The sequence below is a fragment of the Marisediminitalea alba genome, from assembly GCF_002993365.1.
Lineage (GTDB): Bacteria > Pseudomonadota > Gammaproteobacteria > Enterobacterales > Alteromonadaceae > Alteromonas > Alteromonas alba.
The window spans coordinates 15,138-35,055 of the sequence record NZ_PVNP01000204.1 but is presented as its reverse complement, the minus strand read 5'-3'; the positions used below and the strand labels follow the sequence as shown (position 1 = coordinate 35,055).

Below are 19,918 nucleotides of genomic sequence, written 5' to 3'. Positions count from 1 at the left end.
GCAAAATAGGCAAGCAAAGTTGACCGTCTGCCGTGCTGTAGAATTATAGATGATGATTACTTTTCGACCAGTGGCGGTGCAAGGATGACGCGCTGGTTTTGTCGATAATAAGGATAGACCACCGAACGTTCAGGACGGTTGGGTTCGCACAGTGTAATCACAATGGCGTCCTGGGCTTCCTGCTCATTAATTTCAATTTGTGCCGCGTATACTAACGTCGCGTAGGCATCGTTGTCGGTAATGTTGTCGATAATCCGCCATTGCAGATGCTCAAGAATTTGCATCTCACCGGGATTCTCTACGCCGAAGTCTTCACTGAATAAACAGCCTATGCGACCGTTTTCATAAATCGCTGCAAAGGGATAAAAGGAGTTTTCCATTCGCAGTAGCGATTTACACAGGGTTAACGAGCGGTCGATTAACAACTGGCTGGGACGTGAAAAAACGGTGTGGTTGTCACTCATGTAGTCTCCCTGTTAGTTTTTGATGCTCTTAGTTGGTAACGTTACGAATGGCTGTCAGGATCAGTTCGGGCCCCCTGTAGCCCGCCGGTGTGCACAATGATAACCTGCTCGCCGGCCGCAAAGGCGCCTTGGGCCAGCAATGCTTTTACGGCATAAAATACTTTGCCTGAATAAACAGGTTCTACCGGGATCGCATACGCCTGCTGCATTTCTTCACATAAAGTCAGTAATGCCGGCGAGGTGCGGGCATAACCGCCGTGATGGTAGTGATGCAGGATCTGCCAGTCGCGGTTTGATTTAGCGGGTAAAAATTGAGCTACCAAGTCCTCAAGATACCCAACCCCTTTAAGAACTGCAATACCCAATACTTGCTGCCTGGCGCTAACGCCAGCAATCATTCCGGCGCCATTTATTATTCCCGCCATAGTCGCGCCACTTGCTACGGGAGTAATAATCTTATCAAACGGGCTAGGACATTCCGCCAGCATAGTTTGGACGCCCGCCAGCGCAGCATGTTGACTGCCGCCTTCGGGAATGATCAGGGCGCCGGGATATTGTTCGCTCAGGTCGGCTAAAAAGTCAGGCTCATCACGTTGCCTGTATTCCAGTTTAGTGAGATAGCGAATATTGGCCTGCCAGCGGCTAAGGTCGGTCAGCATCGGCGTTGGCGATGCTCCATAGTTGCCTCTGACCAGCGCCGTAAACTCAATACCCAGTTGCTGGCAGCACCAGCCAAGGGCGTGCAGGTGATTTGAGAAGCCTCCACCAAAACTCACAATGTGTTGCGTTGTGGCAGCGTGGTCTGCCAACAACTGACTCAGCTTGCGCCACTTATTACCCGAAATAATAGGGTGGATGAGGTCATCGCGTTTCACCCACAGGGTGACATTTTCTGCACCTGGCCAGTTTGGTGTAAAACGCTGTAACGGAGAAGGCAGACTGAGTCCTAACTGCTTTTGCAGATGTTCGGGAGTCATGGTGGCTATTGCTATTAGTAACGAAAAGGGCAGGGTAATCCCAGCCATTACAAAGATCAATCGCCGGTACTTTGCCAATGTGATCACGAATGTGGTTGCCACGGTATAAGCAGTATCAGATTTTTCGGAGATTTTATGAAAAGTTATCTGCAGCGGCTAGGCGCGCTGACTTTTTTCGTACTGAGTTATACTGCTCAGGCCAGTAGCGGCGTGCCTGAATTGGTTACCTCAGCGATACCCGGCGCAGCCAAAGTGGGGGAGGCCCGCTACTCGTACCTGTTCTGGGACGTGTATGACGCACGCTTGTTTGCCCCGCAGGGAAAATGGCAGCCACAGGAGTCTTTTGCTCTGGCGCTTACCTATCTGCGTGATTTTGACGGTGAAGACATCGCTGAGCGTTCGATTAAGGAAATGCGCGAACAAGGGCTGTCGGACAAATCCCGCATTGAACGCTGGCAGAGTACGATGCAGCAGATTTTCCCGGATGTGAAAGAACAGGACACTATCACCGGCATCAAAACCAGTGCCGGCGTCACGCGCTTTTTTCACAACGATGAGCTGGTGGGCGAGGTAGAGGAAGTGGCATTTGGCGAATGGTTTTTTAATATCTGGCTGGGACCACAAACCACCGAGCCTGAATTCAGAGCAAAATTACTGGAGTTGGAGGAATAGAAATGTATCGTATATTGGTTTTAGGGATTTTATTTTTTGCATTAGCCGGGTGCAGTGCCTCTATTGATGGCAGCAAGTATCAGCAGACTACACCGCCATTGTCGCTGGAGTCATTTTTTGTTGGTGATGTAAAAGCCTGGGGCATCGTACAAAACCGATCCGGAGATGTGGTGCAGCGCTTCACGGTAGACATTAAAGGCAGTATGGATGGCAACACGCTGGTGCTGGACGAGTCGTTCAACTACGAGGTGGGCGAGGGGCCAATGCAACGCACCTGGCGGATAACGCCAACCGGCAACGGTGTTTATGAAGGCCGGGCCGGAGATATTCTGGGTGTGGCAAAGGGCACGTCGTACGGCAATGCATTTAACTTTCAATACGAAATGGACTTACCGGTAGACGATACTACATATCAGGTGGCGTTTGACGATTGGTTCTGGGCCATGGGCGACGGCACCCTGATGAACCGTTCTTATGTGAAAAAGTTTGGTCTGGTTATGGCCGAAGTCACCATATTTATGCAACAACAATAACGTAAGTCTGACACCAGACAAGGAGGAACACCGGTGACAATCTTTTTACTTTGCCTGATGCTGGTTTGCGTCATGCCATTTTTAGCCAAGGTGCCACTGGCGGTGGCCATGCAGCGCGCCGGTGGCTACGACAATCGCCACCCACGTGCTCAGCAGCAATCCCTTGAAGGCTTTGGCGCTAGGGCTAATGCTGCACATTATAATTGTTTTGAGGCGATTACCTATTTTGCCCCTGCAGCACTGGCGGTACTGGCTTTAAGCACGGTTGGGGCAACCCACGTCTACCTGGCTGTGGCCTTCGTGATTTGTCGCATTGTGTACCTGCTTTGCTATTGGTATGACATCGACAAGCTGCGCAGCATCATGTTTGTGGCGGGGCTGGGCATTAGCGTTGCCTTGTTCGCTACTCTTTTATAAGTGAAATTAGACTAGTGGTGGATTGCACAAAAATTAATATCAGGCTCCCGTTTGCAGGCAAATTTGAACGATCTGCCTGCAGGCTTTCATCACACCATAGAATGCCTCAATGCGTTGCAAGAGCGAATCCATTGCAAAACTGCGTAACTTGAACATTTCGATAAAGAAAACGTAAATAATCTGGTGAGTAACGTTATTCCTGTGATAAATTCCTGACCGGACATCGGGCAGTGGATTTGCCTTTCTCCCATTTGATGGGTCCCTGCCTGTGTTGGTCATCATTACAAAGGAAAAATGTAAAATGAAAACACTTCTTAAAACACTCTCTTTTTCTCTATTAATTGGCGCATCCGTTTCTGCCAATGCCCAATGGAACCTGTCAGGCGGTTATTCCAGCTTGAATGAGGACATTGAAGCTGATGATATTTCACTCGGCGCTGTCTACGGCAGTGTTGGCTATACCTATGACAATGACTCGCTGACTTTCATGCCGGAATTACGTGTGGGCTTTGGCGTAGGTGACGATACGGTTTACGGTGTTGATATTGAAGTCGACAGCCTGATCGTGGCAAGCGTTCGCGCACAGTACAACGTAAACGAAAAGTTCGGCGTTTTCCTGCAACCGTCGTACGGTCGTTTAGAAGCAACAGCCAGTGCGGGTGGCGAGTCTGTTTCTGAAGATGACTGGGAATTTGGTTTCGGTGGTGGCGCATCATTTAAGGTAAGTGATCAAGTAGCAATTGAAGCTCTGTACGAAGCCTTTGATGAAGTCGATGTATTATCTTTAGGGGTTCGTTATAGCTACTAATGCTAATATTGAGGCGCAGATTACACTTGCGCCTTTACCATTTAGCCCATGTCTTTCCTGTTACACTGAACTCCAGCAAATTCTCACCGATTTACAAACACCCTCTTATCACTGATTCTGGCGTTTAAAGCGGCGCGAACCCGGATAAGGCGTAAAATTATGAATGGTGCCCTGGGAGACTTCTTTTTGCGCATCGCGCCAGTATTCTGGTGTCATCAGGTCGCCATGCAGGGATTTCAGCATTTCTTTAAACGGCCGCTTCCCCACAATAAAGTGTTCAAACTGTTCAGGAAATACATCGTTCGGCGCTACCGACAGGGTGTCTAAGGCATAGGGATCGTCCGATTTCGGGATTGAGCGAAAATTACGTTCATCCATCCAGCAAATTTCATCATAGTCGTAAAAGATCACGCGGCCATGCTTGGTTATGCCAAAGTTTTTATGCAGCATATCGCCGGGAAAGATGTTTGCCATGGCAATTTGTTTAATGCAGGTGCCGAGTTCATCAATGGCGTTATGTAGTTTCTCTGGGTCCGTTTCCTGCTGCAGGTACAGATTTAACGGCGTGAGCTTTTTCTCGATATACAGGTGTTTAATGATCAGCTCATCGTCGGTTGTTTCGACACTGGATGCGCAGGTATCCTGTAACTCTTCGAGTAAAGCCGGGCATATCCGGCTGAGCGGAAAACGAAAGTTCACATACTCGTGGGTATCGGCCATACGGCCCACCCGGTCTGACATTTTTACCAGCTTGTAGCGATCGATAACGTGCTCACGGGTAATCTTCTTACTTTCGGCAAATTCATCCTTAATAATCTTAAACACTACGCCGTAGGAAGGCAGATGAAACACCATCATAACCAGGCCACGGATCCCCGGTGCAATTTCAAACTGATCGTCTGAGTTATCCATATGTTCGAGAAAGTTACGATAAAAGGCCGTTTTACCGTGTTTGTAATGACCCAGTGCGATAAACAGCTCAAACTGTTTTTTATTTGGCAGTAGCTCGTGCAAAAACGCCACCAACTCGCCGGGAAACTGGGTATCAGCCATAAAGTAACTGCGGGCGAAGCCGAAAACCACGCTGAGATCCTGGCGCTCGGTGAGCAGAGCATCTACATAGATCTGGCGATTTTCGTTGGTATGCAGGGCTATTACAAAAGGCACGGTGCGCTCAGGCATACAAATCCGGCCAACCAGGTAAGCGGCTTTACCCCGGTAAAACACCGGTTTCAGCATTTCAACCGCGGTAACGCTGGCTAGTTCTTCTTTGCTCAGGCGCTGGCGCAGGGCATCATCGAGTTGCTGCATATCCCGGCCACGGTCCTCGAAGGGAATATTGAACCGGTAACAGGCAAAAATGGACTCGTACATTTCCATTACTGTGGTGGTGGTATCGAAACTGTGGATCACTTTATGTCTGTCCTGGCCGGCCAGGAAGCAACGGCTTGAGGTCACAAACATAATACTGTTGTCGATGGATTTATGTCGGAACACCTTACCAATGACTGAGTTATAAAAAGTTTCTGCTAATTCGTACTGCGGGTGGTTTTCAATGAGCTCAGCAAAAGCTTTTTTTAGCAGCTCCCAAAACTGCCGGTCCTTGCGGTGGTCCATGATAAAGTCATATAACTCGGCGACTGCTGTCGCCAGACTTTGTTCGTATAGCGAGATACGCTCTCTAGAGGCCGCCAGGGCCTGCTGCCACTGTCCTTTTTCAAAACGCTCCTGCGCGCCACGGGTGACACGGGTGAACCAGCGATAGTTTTTGTCGAAGCTGGTCATAATCTGATAGGCCATTTTTTTTGCCTGCGCTTTATCTGACACTGTGGGTATCCGCCTGAACTCAATGAACAGAACATAGCACAGGCAGGCCCTGATTCGGTACGCCCCGCTGCGTTATGTTGATATAAATCAGCATGAATAGTAGTGCGCTACAGTAAACTGTGCCTGAAACTAAAGTATAAGGAGGCGTTATGGCTGCCCAGGTTACTCATGGTATTGCTATTGGTATAGAACGGTTTGACAACACTCTGTATGTGTCGATGAAAGCAGTAGGTAAGTTAACCCACGAGGATTACAAAGCGTTCATGCCTTTGCTGGAAGGCGCGCTCGAGACGATTGAATCACCGCAGGTTCGAATGCTCTTTGATGCTACCGAATTTAAGGGCTGGGAACTGTGGGCCGCCTGGGATGATTTTAAAATAGGATTACGCCATGGCAGTGAATTCAGCAAAATTGCTATTGTTGGCAATGCCGAATGGCAGGCATTGATGGCCAGTATCGGCAGTTGGTTTATCAGCGGCGAAATCAATTATTTTAACGAAAGTCGCGAAGCCATTAACTGGTTGTGTGAATAATCCATCGTCAGCGATTTTGGGTTCAGCGTTAAGAAAGGTTAATTCGCTGTATTCCACATGGAATTTTCGGCAGAATAGCGCCTGTTCAATAATCCCAGGCAAGATTTCTGCCGCATTACGAGTTTTAAAGAGGACCCCATGGCGTCGCCCAAATTTCATAATAGTTTCAGACAGTATCACCGTTGGATTGGTTTTTTTCTGGCCGGCATCATGGCGGTTTATGCGCTTAGTGGCGTGTTACTGATTTTTCGCTCCACCGACTTTCTGAAGTTTGAACAAACCTCTCATCGTCAGTTAGAAGCAGGCTTAAACGGTAAAGGGCTTGGCGAACAACTGCGCATGCGTGGGTTTAAAGTAGAACAGGAAACAGACGGTAAAATTGTTTTTCCCCAGGGCGAATACAACAAACAAACCGGTGAAGCCCGCGTAACGAGCAAGGATTATCCGTTCCCGCTCAATAAAATGGTTAAGCTGCACAAGGCAACAACTAACAGCCCGTTATTTTTTATGAACATTGCCTTTGGTATTGCGCTGCTGTTTTTCGTGGTGTCGGCTTTCCTGATGTTTATCCCGCGCGCATTACCGTTTAAAAACGGGCTTAAAATAGCCGGTGTAGGTTTTGTGTTTGCCGTACTGATGGTGTTGTTCAGTAGCTAATTCTGCCAGGCCACCAGAACCACAAAAGCCGCTCATTACAGCGGCTTTTTGCATTTTACCATAGGGTGCAATGATAGATGTTGGTTTGCTAGCTTATTCGGATAGGCAGGGGCGGTTCACAGGCTGTTTCGGGTCGGTCAGAAACTGGCGCAGTCATGCTACGCGCAGGGGATTGTGAGAAACATACTCTGGTTTGAGGTGGGTATCATAACAACCTGGCTGTGCCGCTTACCGCCGCGAACTAAGCCTAAGGGGCTGTTCTAAGTTATTTCCACTTTTCCCGCATATATAGAAAAGTCAGCGGCTACAGCCCTTCGGATTATCTGGCTATGGTGCAGGTAAGTCATGCCGAGCACAGAGCTATGCTGGCAGCGTTCAAAAACGTACTGTGGCGTTACACCAACAGCGTATCGCAAGCAGTATTATGCCGATTTTGAGTGGCGCGCCGATGATGAGCGCGTGACGGCAACCCCGAATAAACCGCTCCCTTTATCCAGTGCCCGGCAGATGATGCAGGAGAGCACGGTAGACCAGTAGCATAAAGGCGGGTTGTGGGTGTAGAAGTGAGGCGTACTCTCGTGATATTATGCGCGCCCAAAATAAAGATTCCCGCCGCAAAAAGGTCAGGGAACGGTCTAAAATTGTGCAAATGGCTGTTGACATATAGACGTCTATACGGCAAATTGACCACATGAAGACGATTATGAGCACCACCGGCATGATTATTACCACCTCAACGAGGGCGGTCGCTGGCTAGTGCGCGTAAGCAAACAGACAACGAAAGCCCGCCCTCACAAGAGCGGGTTTTTTTTTGCGGTAAAGAAAATGGGCAATGCCCAAAACACGATGCAGTCAAGGAGCATTCAATGAAAGTCTTAAAGTTTGGTGGTTCATCTCTGGCCGATGCGCAACGTTATTTGCGAGTGACCGAGATTAGCATGACGATCCACCAGGCCAATGGAGCTGCGGTAGTATTATCGGCCCCGAAAGGCGTCACTAACGCTCTTGGTGCGCTTTGCGAACAAGCTGCGGCGGGCGAAGACTACGAGGCTCTGTTTGGCGAATTAAATGACAAAGTGCTGGGCATCGCTGCTGAACTCAGCGAACAGGTTGCCGGTTTTGATGTTGCCACCATCAACGATTTTATCACTACTCAGTTAGCCGGACTGAAAAAGCAGTTACAAGGTATCGCGCTATTAGGGCGTTCTCCGGATGCCGTAACCGCCAGCATCATGAGTCTGGGCGAATACATCAGCGTTAATTTGTTTAGCGGCATTTTGGCGGCGAAAGGGATCAGTAACCAGGTCCTTGATCCGGTTAAATATGTATTAGCCGAGGGTGATTACCTCGATAGCATTGCGGATGTGTCGCTGAGCAAAGCCAATTTCAGTGAAGTGGTTACCGATGGCAGCCAGTTGATCATTATGCCAGGATTTGTGGCCGCCAATGAAGAAGGCGAGAAGGTGACTCTGGGTCGCAATGGCTCTGACTATTCTGCCGCTGTACTGGCCGCTTGTATTGACGCTGAATGTTGTGAAATCTGGACCGATGTGGATGGCGTTTACAATGCCGACCCGAATCAGGTTGAGGGCGCGGTATTACTTGATAAGCTAACTTATCAGGAAGCCATGGAGCTGTCTTACTTTGGTGCCAAGGTACTGCATCCTAAAACAATTGGCCCAATCGCCCAGCATCATATTCCCTGCTTAATTAAAAACACCTTAAACCCCAGCGCACCGGGTACGCTTATCAGCAATGAGGCGAGCACCACCTGGACCAGCGTAAAAGGGATTTCTCAGCTTGATGACATCTCTATGTTTAATGTGGCCGGTCCGGGTATGAAAGGCATGGTTGGCATGGCAAGCCGGGTGTTTGAGGTAATGTCTAACGCGCATATCTCTATCAGTCTTATTACCCAGTCGAGCTCTGAATATTCCATCAGCTTCTGTATTTCCAGCAAAGATGCACTGCGTGCACAGAATCTGCTCGAAGATGCCTTTGCCCTGGAACTGCAAAACCAGTTACTGGATCCCATTGAAGTGCGCCACGAACTAGCCATTGTGACCCTGGTAGGTGATGGCATGCGTCATACCAAAGGGCTGGCAGCACGCTTCTTTAATGCGTTATCCCAGGCGCGGGTGAATAATATTGCCATTGCCCAGGGATCTTCTGAGCGCTCTATTTCAACGGTCATCGAAGCCAAGCGTGCCAAGAAAGCGGTTAAGGTGATTCACCAGAACTTCTTCTCAGACCTGCATACTATCGATGTATTCCTGGTTGGTTGTGGTGTAGTAGGCGCAGAGTTGCTGGGGCAGATTGCCAAGCAGCAACCTACCTTACTGGCGCGCAACATTCAGCTTCGTGTATATGGCATCGCCAACAGCCGTAAGTTGCTGCTCAGCAGTCAAGGTGTGGATGTTAACAGCGACTGGAAAGCCCAGTTAAATGAATCCGCCGATGCGTTCTCTGTTGAGCGTTTGCATGATTTTGTGAACAGCAATGCGCTGGTGAATCCGGTGATTGTCGACTGTACCAGTAATGCAGCCATTGCCAGTCAGTATGTCGACATGATGGAAAATGGCTTCCATGTAGTCACACCGAATAAAAAGGCCAATACAGACAGCCTTGACTATTACAAAAAGCTGCGTAAAACCGCTTTAAATACTAACCGCCAGTATCTGTATGAAACCACGGTGGGTGCTGGTTTGCCGGTAATTGATAACCTGCAGAAACTGTTTATTGCCGGTGACGTACTGCACCGCTTTGAGGGGATTCTGTCGGGCAGTTTATCCTACGTCTTTGGTAAGCTGGAAGAAGGCTTGACCTTATCTCAGGCTACCGCCACTGCCAAAGAAAACGGCTTTACTGAGCCCGATCCACGCGACGACTTAAGCGGTATGGATGTGGCCCGTAAACTGTTAATTATGGCCCGCGAAGCCGATTTAGAACTGGAACTCAGCGACATTGAGATTGAATCAGTGCTGCCGGAAGGGTTTGCCGAAGACTGCGATGTGGCCAGCTTTATGGAACAGTTGCCCGGGCTTGATGCTGACTTTGCCAAGCGGGTTGAAAGTGCCGCGGCGGAGGGTAAAGTATTACGTTACATTGGCTCGATTGAAGGTGATAAATGTAAAGTCACCATTCAGGCGGTACCAGGCTCACACCCATTGGCAGCAGTGAAAGATGGTGAAAACGCGTTGGCAATCCATAGTGATTATTATACGCCTATTCCTTATGTTATCCGCGGCTACGGTGCTGGCGCTACGGTAACTGCTGCAGGCGTGTTTGCAGATATTCTTCGTACCATGCCATGGAAACAAAACGCGTATTAACCGGTTTTAGAGATTAGTAAAAATGAAAACAACCAGAGCTTACGCACCCGCATCAATAGGCAATATCAGCCTCGGCTTTGATGTTCTGGGCGCAGCCTTACAACCATTGGATGGTAGCTTACTGGGTGACGAAGTCATTATCAGTGATGCAGACGAGTACGGACTTACTGTTGCCGGTGTCTTTGCGCACAAACTGCCGGCCAATGCCGATGAGAATATCGTTACCGACTGCTATCACTTTTTTGTGAAAGCCATGCAGGCCAGGAATCTGGCCACTACACCGGTACACATTACTTTGCTCAAATCGCTGCCCATCGGCAGTGGTCTGGGCTCTAGTGCCAGTTCGATTGTGGCGGCGTTTCATGGTTTGAACGAACATTTTGAGCGTCCGTTTGATAAAACCACCCTGCTGAAAATGATGGGTGAGCTTGAAGGGCAAATCAGCGGCAGTATCCATTACGATAATGTTGCACCGTGTTATCTGGGCGGTATGACGTTGATGACCGGGCAGGAAGATAACGTTACCGTATCGCTGCCGGTAGTGAAAAGCTGGTACTGGGTAGTGTGCTATTCGGGTATCAGCGTATCCACTTCTGCAGCGCGTAATATCCTGCCCAATGCAGTGCCGCTTAAAGACACACTCACCTTTGGCCGTCAGCTAGGTATCTTTGTACACGCGCTGTACAACGATGATTTTTCCATGGCTGCGAGCGTGATGCAGGATGTGATTGCTGAGCCCTACCGTAAGTCGTTATTGCCGGTGTTTGATGAAGCCCGGGATTACAGCATGGCCAATGGCGCGCTGGCGTTTGGGATTTCAGGTTCTGGTCCAACCGTGTTTGCCGTGTGCGATGATTATCGCCAGGCCAATGATATAGCCAACTGGTTAACCGAGAACTATATTCAAAATGAAGATGGCTTCAGCCATGTATGCCGTATCCCAGCGCAAGGCGCCGGATCACAGCAGGAACAAGAGTAAGGTATAACAAAGTGCAATTGGTAAATTTAAAAGACGCAAGTGAACAGGTATCATTTGCGCAGGCAGTAAAGCAGGGGCTGGGACGTAATCAGGGGTTATTTTTTCCTACTGAAATCCCCAGCTTTGACAACATTGATGAATTGCTGGCAATGCCGTTTGTGGAGCGTTCCACTAAAATCCTGTCGGCTTTTATTGGCGATGAATTGGGTGAAGACACTGTTGCCGATATTGTAAAAGACGCGTTTACTTTTCCGGCCAAAGTGGAGCAGGTGAATGATAAAACCTACTGCCTGGAATTGTTCCACGGCCCCACACTGGCCTTTAAAGACTTTGGCGGCCGGTTTATGGCCCAGTGCCTGGCTCGCATCAGTGACGGCGCACCTATCACCATTCTGACTGCAACCTCCGGTGACACCGGTGCTGCGGTTGCCCATGCCTTCCACGGGCTGGATAACATCAACGTGGTTATCCTGTTTCCCAAAGGCAAGATCAGCCCACTGCAGCAAAAGCTGTTTACCACCCTGGGCGATAACATTCATACCGTTGCTATTGAGAGTGACTTTGATGCCTGTCAGGCAATGGTTAAACACGCCTTTGATGATGTTGACGTACGCGAAGGCCTGCATCTTAACTCTGCCAACTCTATCAATATCAGCCGCCTGTTAGCTCAGGTCTGTTATTACTTTGAAGCGGTAGCACAACTGCCTGAAGACAAGCGCAGCAAAGCGGTCTTTTCGGTACCCAGTGGTAACTTTGGTAACCTTACCGCTGGCATGATTGCCAAGGTAATGGGTTTACCCATTAAACGCTTTATTGCAGCAACTAACCTGAATGACACCGTACCACGTTACCTGAAAACCGGTGAATGGGCGCCTAATGCTACTGTGGCTACCATGTCTAATGCCATGGATGTCAGCCAGCCTAACAACTGGCCACGCATTGAAGCGCTTGTAGAGCGCGGTTATGTTGACAAAGCCATCCTGCGCGGTGAGTCTGTAGACGAAGAGTATACGCAGCTTGCTATGCGTCAGTTGCTCAAAGAAGGCTATACCTCTGAGCCCCATGCCGCCATTGCTTACCGTGCGGTGAGCCACGACCTGAATGACGATGAAGTTGGCGTATTCTTAGGTACTGCGCATCCGGCCAAATTCCGTGAAACCGTTGAAAACGTTTTAGGTACGCCGCTGAGTCTGCCTAAGCCGCTGGCTGATTGCGCCAATCAGGACAGCCTGGAAGCGGAGCTGCCGGCCGATTACGAAGCTCTAAAAGCGCATATGATTGCGTTACTCAAAGGCGAGTAATGACCACCTGGCATGATGCCCTGGGGCCACAAAAAGAGGCTGAGTACTTTACCCGGCTGATGGCCCGCATTCAGTCTGAACGTGAGGCGGGTAAGGTAATTTATCCGCCTCAACAAGACGTATTTAATGCGCTTAAGTTCACACCGCTGGAAAGCGTGAAAGTGGTTATCCTTGGTCAGGATCCTTATCATGGTCCGGACCAGGCCCACGGCTTGTGTTTTTCGGTATTACCGGGAGTTAAAACGCCGCCGTCGCTGGTTAATATCTACAAAGAACTGGCCGCCGACATCGATGGGTTTGTGATACCAAAACATGGCACACTCACCCGTTGGGCGGAGCAGGGAGTCTTACTGTTAAATACCGTGTTAACGGTAGAGCAGGGAAAAGCCCACAGCCATGCGAAATGGGGCTGGGAAACCTTTACTGACGCTGTGATTGATGCCGTTAACCGCCATCAACAAGGTGTGGTCTTTTTACTGTGGGGCAGCCACGCGCAAAAGAAAGGCATGCATATCGATACCAGCAAACATCATGTACTGAGTGCACCACACCCGTCACCGTTGTCTGCACACCGGGGATTTTTGGGCTGTAAACACTTCAGCCAGACTAACCAGCTTCTGAGTAGCCAGAACAAGTCACCCATTAACTGGCAGTTATAAAATACTAACCTCTATGCAGATTAGTACTTGCCACCAGTTAATAAGTCACTTAGTAGCCCGTTTTAAAAAACAGACACCCTAAACGCAAACGACCACATCATTGATGTGGTCGTTGTGTATTCTTAGCGTGCGCTTTCTTCTAAAGCCATGTCAAAACTCATGTCGATATCAGCGAGTTCCTTTTCAAGTTGATACCGGTCTTTAATTGCTTCGATTTCTCTCCACTTTCGTTTTTTACTCTTGGTTTTGGTAGAAGTTTCGTCTAGGTTAAGCATTGCAAATAGATCTGAAGTATCCACGGAGATCTCCTTGTTATTACCGCTAACTACACTGTCAGTGTGTCTTTATTGACCCCTGACAATTTTTGTACCACAGCTATCGTTAGATTAAAATAGTTTTGTTTACTTTTAATTAACAAATTATGACGCTGCGATGACAATCCGTGGTGTTCTTATGTACAGAGGGACCCCGTGAACGGTTCCCTCTGTTTTGCACATTATTGGCTCAGATTATAACCAGTAATGTTTATTTTGGTGCATTGGCTTGCTTAAAGCGGTTAATCAGATCCTGGGTTGAGCTGTCAAAAGTCTCTGCTTCTGTATTCCCCTGAATTCCCGCTAACACTTGATTTCCAAGGACTTTACCTAATTCTACGCCCCATTGGTCAAAGGAATTAAGCTGCCAGATAACACCTTGTACGAACACCTTATGTTCATACATTGCAACCAGCGCGCCAAGTGTAAACGGATCCAGCTTTTCAAATAAAATGGTGTTGCTGGGTTTGTTGCCCGGCATGGTTTTATGCTGAGCCAGACGTTTACGCTCTGCTTCGTCCAGCCCTTTGTCGGCTAAGTCTGCATAGCAGTCGTCAAAGGATTTGCCCTGCATCAGAGCCTGGGCCTGACCAAAGCAGTTAGAGGCCAGCATCGCGTGATGGGTGTCGTCCTGATTAGGCACGTTTAATGGCAGCAGAAAGTCTGCCGGAATAACGCCGTGCCCCTGGTGAATAAGCTGGTGGAAACTGTGCTGACCGTTAGTTCCTTCACTACCCCAGATGATCGGTCCGGTTTCGTAACCGATAGCATCGCCATCCTGTGTCACCATCTTGCCGTTACTTTCCATGTCGAGTTGCTGTACATACGCAGGTAAACCTCGCAGATAATGGTAGTAAGGCAACATAACGTGAGACTGCGCCCCAAAGAAGTTGCGATACCAAATGCCCAGCACTGCCAGGATAACCGGCAGGTTCTGCTCATTAGGGGCCGATTTAAAGTGCTCGTCCATGGCAAAAGCACCTTCCAGCAGGCCTTTAAAATTGGCAAAGCCGAGGCATAAGGAAATTGGCAGACCGATGGCAGACCACAACGAATAACGACCGCCTACCCAGTCCCACATCGGGAAGATGTTTTCTTCAGCAATTCCGAACTCGGTAGCGGCTTTAACATTGGAAGATACGGCAACAAAGTGCTTGGCGATATCTTCCTGTTTACCGCCCTGTTTAAGGAACCAGTCTTTGGCGGTTAGCGTATTTTGCAGAGTTTCCTGCGTTGAGAAAGACTTAGAAGACATCACGATAAGTGTATCTTCATGGTCCATCTCAGCAAGTACGTCAGTAATGTGGCAGCCATCAACGTTGGCCACAAAATGCACTTTTACTGCATCCTGCTGATAGGGTTTGAGGGCTTCGGTCATGATCTTCGGCCCTAAGAAGGAGCCGCCGATACCAATCGCCACAATGTGTTTAATCGCTTTGCCGGTATAACCTTTGTGCTCACCGCTGTGAATACTGTGCGTGAATGCCTCAATTTTCTCCAACGTGGCGAGCACTTCCGGCATCACATCTTCGCCGTCGACCATCACCGACTGACCCGAAAAGTTACGTAACGCGGTATGCAATACTGCACGGCCTTCGGTATTGTTAATGATATCGCCGTTGAACATTGCATCGCGATGCTGGGCGACACCACGCTCATCAGCCAGGTCAAACAGGGCTTTTAATACATCTTTGGTCACCCGGTTTTTGGAAAAGTCGATATAAATACCGCAGGCCTCTGCATTCATTTCGGCAGCGCGGTTTTCGTCACCGGCAAACCAGTTACGCATATGTTCTTTTTTAACCAGTTGGGCCAGTGATTCAAGCGTTTGCCACTGGGCTGATTCCGTGAGCGTTGTCATACTTATTTCCTACAAAAACTAATCAGTAAAGATGGTTGATAATTTCAATTTAATGTTAATATTGTATTACAAATTATCAAGTTTGTCTTTTAACATTGTTTCCAGTTTTTCCTGATCGGCAGCGAAGTTGCGAATACCTTCTGCCAGCTTCTCTGTTGCCATGGCATCTTCATTCATATCCCAACGGAACTCAGCTTCGGTAAGCGCTGCACCCGGCTGCTCAGTAGCGCCGTTATCGGTTAGTTTAGCGGCCACTTCACCCGGCGCATTGGCCAGTTCTTCAAGTAACTGCGGGCTTATGGTCAGACGGTCGCAACCGGCCAGCTCAAGGATTTCGCCAATGTTACGGAAGCTGGCGCCCATCACGATAGTTTTATATCCATTGGCTTTGTAGTAATTGTAGATGCTGGTAACAGAAACTACACCCGGGTCTTCGTTAGCTGCGTAGCTGTCTTTACCTGTTGCTTTTTTGTACCAGTCCAGAATACGCCCAACAAACGGGGAGATCAGGAACGCACCGGCTTCTGCGCACGCACGAGCCTGGGCAAAGCTGAATAGCAGTGTCAGGTTACAGTTGATGCCTTCTTTTTCCAGTACTTCTGCTGCTTTGATACCTTCCCAGGTAGAGGCAATCTTAATAAGGATTTTCGACTTGTCGATACCGGCATCCGCATACAGTTGGACCAGGCGCTTCGCCTTGGCGATGGTGGCTTCGGTATCAAACGATAAACGGGCATCCACTTCGGTAGAAATACGGCCAGGAATGCTGCCAGAAATTTCTTTACCAATAGCTACCGCAAGCTTGTCTGATGCGTCGGTAAGTTGTTGCCCGGCATCATCAGACTGACTGGCGGCCCAGCTGACTGCGTCATCAATAAGCGCAGCATATTGTGGCAGGCTGGCGGCTTTAAGCAGTAGTGACGGGTTGGTGGTCGCATCCACTGGCTGATACTTTTTAATGGCATCAATGTCGCCGGTATCGGCAACTACAGTGGTTAATTTACGGAGCGATTCAAGCTGGTTACTCATAGTCTGTTATATCCTGAATAAGTGGTGGCCGTGCCATCAGTACAGATGGTACGGGCCGGTTAAATTTGCTGTAGGGTGCCGTCTTGAATTTTTATGACGTGTTTTACTCAGTGTATAACAATCTTCGGTTGAGGTTAACCGCTGACGGTGCGCTATCGCTTTAAAATAAAGCGCTGTACAGTTTTCATAAGCACCGGTGTGGGTAAAACCCGTTTTGCGGTTTGTTCTGACCCATTTTATTGAACCTGCTAATCGATTTTTAGTGCCTGATTGACGTAATTAACAGTGGTATACTCTCCGGTAAAGAAATAGGAGAAAGCATGTTAGTTGTTGTATCCCCAGCCAAAAATTTAGATTACGAGTCCTCTGTTCCGGTTAGCGAATATACCCAGCCTGAGCTGTTGGATGATGCCTCGACGCTCGCCGAAGAATGTAAGGAATTAAGCCCTGCTCAACTTGGTTCACTGATGAAGATCAGTGACAAACTGGCGACCCTGAATGCCAACCGTTTTGCTGAGTTCAGCGTGCCGTTTACCGACGACAATGCGCGCCAGGCACTGTTTGCGTTCAACGGTGATGTGTACACTGGCCTTGATGCCCAGAGTTTAAGTGATGAAGATATCGCTTACGCCCAGCAGCATCTGCGGATCCTTTCGGGCCTTTATGGTGTTTTGCGACCGCTGGACCTGATGCAGGCTTACCGGTTGGAAATGGGCACTAAGCTGGAGAACTCCCGCGGTAAAAACCTGTATGAATACTGGGACAACAGAATTACCAAAGTGCTTAATGAGGCGCTCGAAGCTCAGGGTGATAATGTGCTGATTAACCTGGCGTCGAACGAATACTTCAAGTCTGTTAAGAAAGCAGCGCTTGATGGCATGATCATCACGCCCGTGTTTAAAGACAAGAAAAACGGTCAGTACAAAATTATCAGCTTCTTCGCCAAAAAGGCACGGGGACTGATGGCCCGCTATATTATCCAACATCAGGTTAAGGATGTAGACGGTCTGAAAGCCTTTGATACGGCCGGTTATTATTATAGTGAAGAGCAAAGTACAACGACGGAGCTGGTGTTTTTACGCGAAGAGCAGTAGCGCATGCGTTAAGCTAAGAAAACGCAGCAGGCGTGATGCCATGCTGCGTTTTTTATGTTTGCTGTGCTGAGCGCTGCTTAAGGTTGCAGGTGCTCAAGGAAGAAGTTGGTTTTCATTGTTTGCAGGTGCAACGTGGTACCGTCGCCTTCACTAATGCGGTGGCTGCGGTTGGGGTAGGACATAAACTCAAACTGTTTATTGTGTTTCACCAGCTCGTTAATTAATGCCTCCGTGCCCTGATAGTGAACGTTATCATCGCCGGTACCGTGCACCAGTAGCAGCTCGCCCTGTAAGTCTTTGGCAAAGGTGATGGGCGATGTCTGCGTGTAACTGCCCGGATCGTTTTTAGGATTACCGGCGTAGCGTTCCTGGTAGATGGTATCGTAATAGCGGATATCAGCCACTGGTGCCTGGGCTACCCCAACATGGAATTTGTCTGGGTGTCTGAACAACAGGTTAAGGGTTGAGCTACCGCCACCGGAATGGCCCCATACACCAACCCGGCTGGTGTCTATTTGCGGCCAACGGACCGCCATGGCGTCCAGGGCATCGGCCTGATCGCGCACCGTGATACTGCCTATTTTCTTGTAAATCGATTTGCGCCAGTCCCGGCCTTTCGGGGCGCGGGTGCCGCGATTATCTACCGATACCATGATAAAGCCCTTCTGCGCCATCATACTATTCCACAAATAGCCGCTACCACCCCAGCTATCCTGAACGGTAGAGCCCCAGGGTTCGCCATAAACGTAAAAAATAATCGGATACTTCTTTTCAGGGGCCATATCTGGCGGGAACATAATCCAGCCGTCCAGCGGTACACCATCTCTGGCTTCAACCCGGAAAAACTTGTGTTGTGGCAGAGATTCTTTGGCCAATTGCGCTTTTAGTTCCTCATTGGTGGTCAGTTGGGTGATAGGCTCATGACCCGCTGTTTTGATGATCTGGCTACTGGCTGGTTGATTAAACCGGCTGTGGGTATGCATGGCATAGCTGGCATCTTTTGACATGTAATAGCGGTTATTGCCGGTAAATTTTGCCGGTGTCAGCTGTTCAACCGGGGTAGTGCCATCCAATGAACCTTTAAACAAAAAGCGCTGTTCTGGTGCATCCGGTGAAGCGGTGAAGTAAATACTGTTAGTGGCTTCATTAATCGTGATCAAATCCACGATATCATAGTCACCGGGGGTCAGATCGATAATTGACTTGCCATCCCGGGAAATCCGGTACAGATGCCGCCAGCCGTCACGCTCACTGTGGAACACAAAATGACTGCCATCTTCTTGCCACTCAGCCGCATAATACCACTCAAGGAAGGCATCATCCTGATCGGTATAGATGGTTTTCAGGGTATTTTCCTGCCAGTTAAACAACCGCAGTACATTGGTATTTTGTGGACGATTAACATCCTGAATCAGCACTTCCTCGCCGGTACCTGCCCAACTGATGCGTGGCACATAGCGGTCGCGATTGTCGCCGGAGAGCGGTGCCCAGTGAGTTTGTTGGTCAGCAAGTGACACCACACCCACCTTTACTGCTGAGTTTTGCTCACCAGCCTTGGGGTAGGGAAAACGCGTGAGGGTTGGGTAAAGCGAGTCGGTATTGTTGATCATGGTAAAGTATTCAACACCGGATTGATCAAGCTGCCAGTAAGCTATTGCTTTACTATCAGGACTCCAGCGAAAACCATCGGTAATTGAAAACTCTTCTTCATATACCCAGTCGAAATTACCATTGATAATGGTATCGCTGCCATCGGTAGTAAGCGCGGTGACGTTTTTGCTACCCAGGGTTTCCACATAGATATTGTTGTCCTGTACATAGGCCACTTTCTGGCTGTCAGGGCTGAACTTGGCGAACATCAGGCTCGTTTCTTTGGGTGTCTCGCCACCGAGTTGGTAGAGTGAGTCAGACTCCAGGTTCAACACCCAGTAGTCACCTCGGGTGCGGTGCCGCCAGACCTTTTGCCCGTTAGTAAAAATCAGAGCCCATTTGCCGTCTTCGGACCATTGGTAGTTTTCAATACTCAGGGCGTCATCTGCGCCTTCAGGAGTGAGCTGTTCTACAGTTACCAGCACCTTGCGGCCGCTGCCATCAGGCTGATAAAAAACGATGTCATTGCCGGTTACGCCGTGGCTGTCATCATCAGTTTGCTGAGTATTTTTACTGCGCGCTTCGGGCACTGTGTAGCCGCTGCCATCATCCAGCCAGCGAAAATAGGGCGCACGTTCACTGTTAAATTCTTTATCAGTATAAATGCGTTCGAGAGATAAGGTTGGGGCAGGCTCAGCGTTTTGTTGCCCGCTCGGGGCACAGCCAAACAGAGCAAGCAAACCAACGCCTGTGATCAGGGATTGCGTTAACTTTTTCAATGTGAGTTCCGTCGTTATTATTGATGTAGAGGATTATTCTTCCAGCAAAAGTGTAATGGATAGGGCACTTAAAACAAGCAATTTGGTAGTCT

Annotated in this window: 19 protein-coding genes; 12 read left to right on the top strand and 7 right to left on the bottom strand. The window is 48.9% G+C overall.

Going from position 1 to position 19,918, the window contains the following annotated elements:
• Positions 1-56: 56 nt before the first annotated feature.
• Both C6Y40_RS21380 and C6Y40_RS21375 read right to left on the bottom strand, forming a co-directional pair.
• On the bottom strand, positions 57-464 hold the full coding sequence (locus tag C6Y40_RS21380; RefSeq protein ID WP_105936425.1) for a hypothetical protein: 408 nt from the start codon (positions 462-464) through the stop codon (positions 57-59).
• 41 nt (positions 465-505) lie between these two features.
• Positions 506-1,489: a 1-aminocyclopropane-1-carboxylate deaminase/D-cysteine desulfhydrase gene (locus C6Y40_RS21375; RefSeq protein WP_338065268.1), complete on the bottom strand. Its 984-nt coding sequence runs from the start codon at positions 1,487-1,489 to the stop codon at positions 506-508.
• Between the two features lie 87 nt (positions 1,490-1,576).
• On the opposite strand from C6Y40_RS21375, the gene C6Y40_RS21370 reads away from it, so the two are divergent.
• From C6Y40_RS21370 to C6Y40_RS21350, 4 genes are all read left to right on the top strand, one after another.
• Positions 1,577-2,113 carry a chalcone isomerase family protein gene (locus C6Y40_RS21370; RefSeq protein ID WP_105936423.1) on the top strand — a complete coding sequence of 179 codons (537 nt, stop codon included), beginning with the start codon at positions 1,577-1,579 and terminating at the stop codon, positions 2,111-2,113.
• A gap of 2 nt (positions 2,114-2,115) precedes the next feature.
• Entirely contained in the window at positions 2,116-2,646 is a 531-nt protein-coding gene (locus C6Y40_RS21365) for a DUF3833 domain-containing protein (protein ID WP_105936422.1), read from the top strand.
• Positions 2,647-2,679: 33 nt separating this feature from the next.
• Complete coding sequence (locus C6Y40_RS21360) at positions 2,680-3,063, top strand: MAPEG family protein (RefSeq protein ID WP_105936421.1); 384 nt, start codon at positions 2,680-2,682, stop codon at positions 3,061-3,063.
• A 301-nt stretch (positions 3,064-3,364) separates the two neighbouring features.
• Positions 3,365-3,871, top strand: coding sequence for an outer membrane beta-barrel protein (locus C6Y40_RS21350; RefSeq protein ID WP_105936419.1), 507 nt, complete (start codon positions 3,365-3,367; stop codon positions 3,869-3,871).
• A gap of 108 nt (positions 3,872-3,979) precedes the next feature.
• On the opposite strand, the gene aceK is transcribed toward C6Y40_RS21350, so the two are convergent.
• Positions 3,980-5,698, bottom strand: coding sequence for a bifunctional isocitrate dehydrogenase kinase/phosphatase (gene aceK, locus C6Y40_RS21345; protein WP_276309531.1), 1,719 nt, complete (start codon positions 5,696-5,698; stop codon positions 3,980-3,982).
• 149 nt (positions 5,699-5,847) lie between these two features.
• Between aceK and C6Y40_RS21340 the strand changes: the two genes are divergently transcribed.
• The 7 genes from C6Y40_RS21340 (at position 5,848) to ung (ending at position 13,159) form a co-directional block, all read left to right on the top strand.
• On the top strand, positions 5,848-6,231 hold the full coding sequence (locus tag C6Y40_RS21340; protein ID WP_105936418.1) for a SpoIIAA family protein: 384 nt from the start codon (positions 5,848-5,850) through the stop codon (positions 6,229-6,231).
• Positions 6,232-6,369: 138 nt separating this feature from the next.
• Complete coding sequence (locus C6Y40_RS21335; protein ID WP_105936417.1) at positions 6,370-6,888, top strand: PepSY domain-containing protein; 519 nt, start codon at positions 6,370-6,372, stop codon at positions 6,886-6,888.
• A gap of 345 nt (positions 6,889-7,233) precedes the next feature.
• On the top strand, positions 7,234-7,425 hold the full coding sequence (locus C6Y40_RS21330; RefSeq protein WP_105936416.1) for a hypothetical protein: 192 nt from the start codon (positions 7,234-7,236) through the stop codon (positions 7,423-7,425).
• A 329-nt stretch (positions 7,426-7,754) separates the two neighbouring features.
• On the top strand, positions 7,755-10,220 hold the full coding sequence (gene thrA / locus C6Y40_RS21325) for a bifunctional aspartate kinase/homoserine dehydrogenase I (RefSeq protein ID WP_105936415.1): 2,466 nt from the start codon (positions 7,755-7,757) through the stop codon (positions 10,218-10,220).
• A 22-nt stretch (positions 10,221-10,242) separates the two neighbouring features.
• Positions 10,243-11,199: a homoserine kinase gene (gene thrB / locus C6Y40_RS21320; RefSeq protein ID WP_105936414.1), complete on the top strand. Its 957-nt coding sequence runs from the start codon at positions 10,243-10,245 to the stop codon at positions 11,197-11,199.
• Positions 11,200-11,210: 11 nt separating this feature from the next.
• On the top strand, positions 11,211-12,500 hold the full coding sequence (thrC, locus tag C6Y40_RS21315) for a threonine synthase (RefSeq protein ID WP_105936413.1): 1,290 nt from the start codon (positions 11,211-11,213) through the stop codon (positions 12,498-12,500).
• On the top strand, positions 12,500-13,159 hold the full coding sequence (gene ung, locus C6Y40_RS21310) for a uracil-DNA glycosylase (RefSeq protein WP_105936412.1): 660 nt from the start codon (positions 12,500-12,502) through the stop codon (positions 13,157-13,159). The genes thrC and ung overlap by 1 nt, the downstream gene beginning before the upstream one ends.
• A gap of 122 nt (positions 13,160-13,281) precedes the next feature.
• Here the strand turns inward: ung and C6Y40_RS21305 are convergent, their stop codons facing one another.
• From C6Y40_RS21305 to tal, 3 genes are all read right to left on the bottom strand, one after another.
• Entirely contained in the window at positions 13,282-13,458 is a 177-nt protein-coding gene (locus C6Y40_RS21305) for a DUF3545 family protein (RefSeq protein WP_105936411.1), read from the bottom strand.
• A 226-nt stretch (positions 13,459-13,684) separates the two neighbouring features.
• The gene (pgi, locus tag C6Y40_RS21300) at positions 13,685-15,334 is read right to left on the bottom strand and encodes a glucose-6-phosphate isomerase (protein WP_105936410.1); all 1,650 of its coding nucleotides are present in this window, start codon (positions 15,332-15,334) and stop codon (positions 13,685-13,687) included.
• Between the two features lie 66 nt (positions 15,335-15,400).
• Complete coding sequence (gene tal, locus C6Y40_RS21295) at positions 15,401-16,363, bottom strand: transaldolase (RefSeq protein WP_105936409.1); 963 nt, start codon at positions 16,361-16,363, stop codon at positions 15,401-15,403.
• Between the two features lie 320 nt (positions 16,364-16,683).
• Here tal and yaaA point away from each other — a divergent pair, with 320 nt between their 5' ends.
• Positions 16,684-17,457 carry a peroxide stress protein YaaA gene (yaaA, locus tag C6Y40_RS21290; protein ID WP_105936408.1) on the top strand — a complete coding sequence of 258 codons (774 nt, stop codon included), beginning with the start codon at positions 16,684-16,686 and terminating at the stop codon, positions 17,455-17,457.
• 77 nt (positions 17,458-17,534) lie between these two features.
• Here the strand turns inward: yaaA and C6Y40_RS21285 are convergent, their stop codons facing one another.
• Complete coding sequence (locus tag C6Y40_RS21285) at positions 17,535-19,826, bottom strand: S9 family peptidase (RefSeq protein ID WP_420836950.1); 2,292 nt, start codon at positions 19,824-19,826, stop codon at positions 17,535-17,537.
• Between the last annotated feature and the right edge of the window lie 92 nt (positions 19,827-19,918).

Bases quoted from the DNA above. Each gene is read 5' to 3' on its own strand.
- C6Y40_RS21380 (WP_105936425.1), bottom strand. From the start codon at position 464: ATGAGTGACAACCACACCGTTTTTTCACGTCCCAGCCAGTTGTTAATC.
- C6Y40_RS21375 (WP_338065268.1), bottom strand. From the start codon at position 1,489: ATGGCTGGGATTACCCTGCCCTTTTCGTTACTAATAGCAATAGCCACC.
- C6Y40_RS21370 (WP_105936423.1), top strand. From the start codon at position 1,577: ATGAAAAGTTATCTGCAGCGGCTAGGCGCGCTGACTTTTTTCGTACTG.
- C6Y40_RS21365 (WP_105936422.1), top strand. From the start codon at position 2,116: ATGTATCGTATATTGGTTTTAGGGATTTTATTTTTTGCATTAGCCGGG.
- C6Y40_RS21350 (WP_105936419.1), top strand. From the start codon at position 3,365: ATGAAAACACTTCTTAAAACACTCTCTTTTTCTCTATTAATTGGCGCA.
- C6Y40_RS21340 (WP_105936418.1), top strand. From the start codon at position 5,848: ATGGCTGCCCAGGTTACTCATGGTATTGCTATTGGTATAGAACGGTTT.
- C6Y40_RS21335 (WP_105936417.1), top strand. From the start codon at position 6,370: ATGGCGTCGCCCAAATTTCATAATAGTTTCAGACAGTATCACCGTTGG.
- C6Y40_RS21330 (WP_105936416.1), top strand. From the start codon at position 7,234: ATGCCGAGCACAGAGCTATGCTGGCAGCGTTCAAAAACGTACTGTGGC.
- thrA (WP_105936415.1), top strand. From the start codon at position 7,755: ATGAAAGTCTTAAAGTTTGGTGGTTCATCTCTGGCCGATGCGCAACGT.
- thrB (WP_105936414.1), top strand. From the start codon at position 10,243: ATGAAAACAACCAGAGCTTACGCACCCGCATCAATAGGCAATATCAGC.
- ung (WP_105936412.1), top strand. From the start codon at position 12,500: ATGACCACCTGGCATGATGCCCTGGGGCCACAAAAAGAGGCTGAGTAC.
- pgi (WP_105936410.1), bottom strand. From the start codon at position 15,334: ATGACAACGCTCACGGAATCAGCCCAGTGGCAAACGCTTGAATCACTG.
- tal (WP_105936409.1), bottom strand. From the start codon at position 16,363: ATGAGTAACCAGCTTGAATCGCTCCGTAAATTAACCACTGTAGTTGCC.
- yaaA (WP_105936408.1), top strand. From the start codon at position 16,684: ATGTTAGTTGTTGTATCCCCAGCCAAAAATTTAGATTACGAGTCCTCT.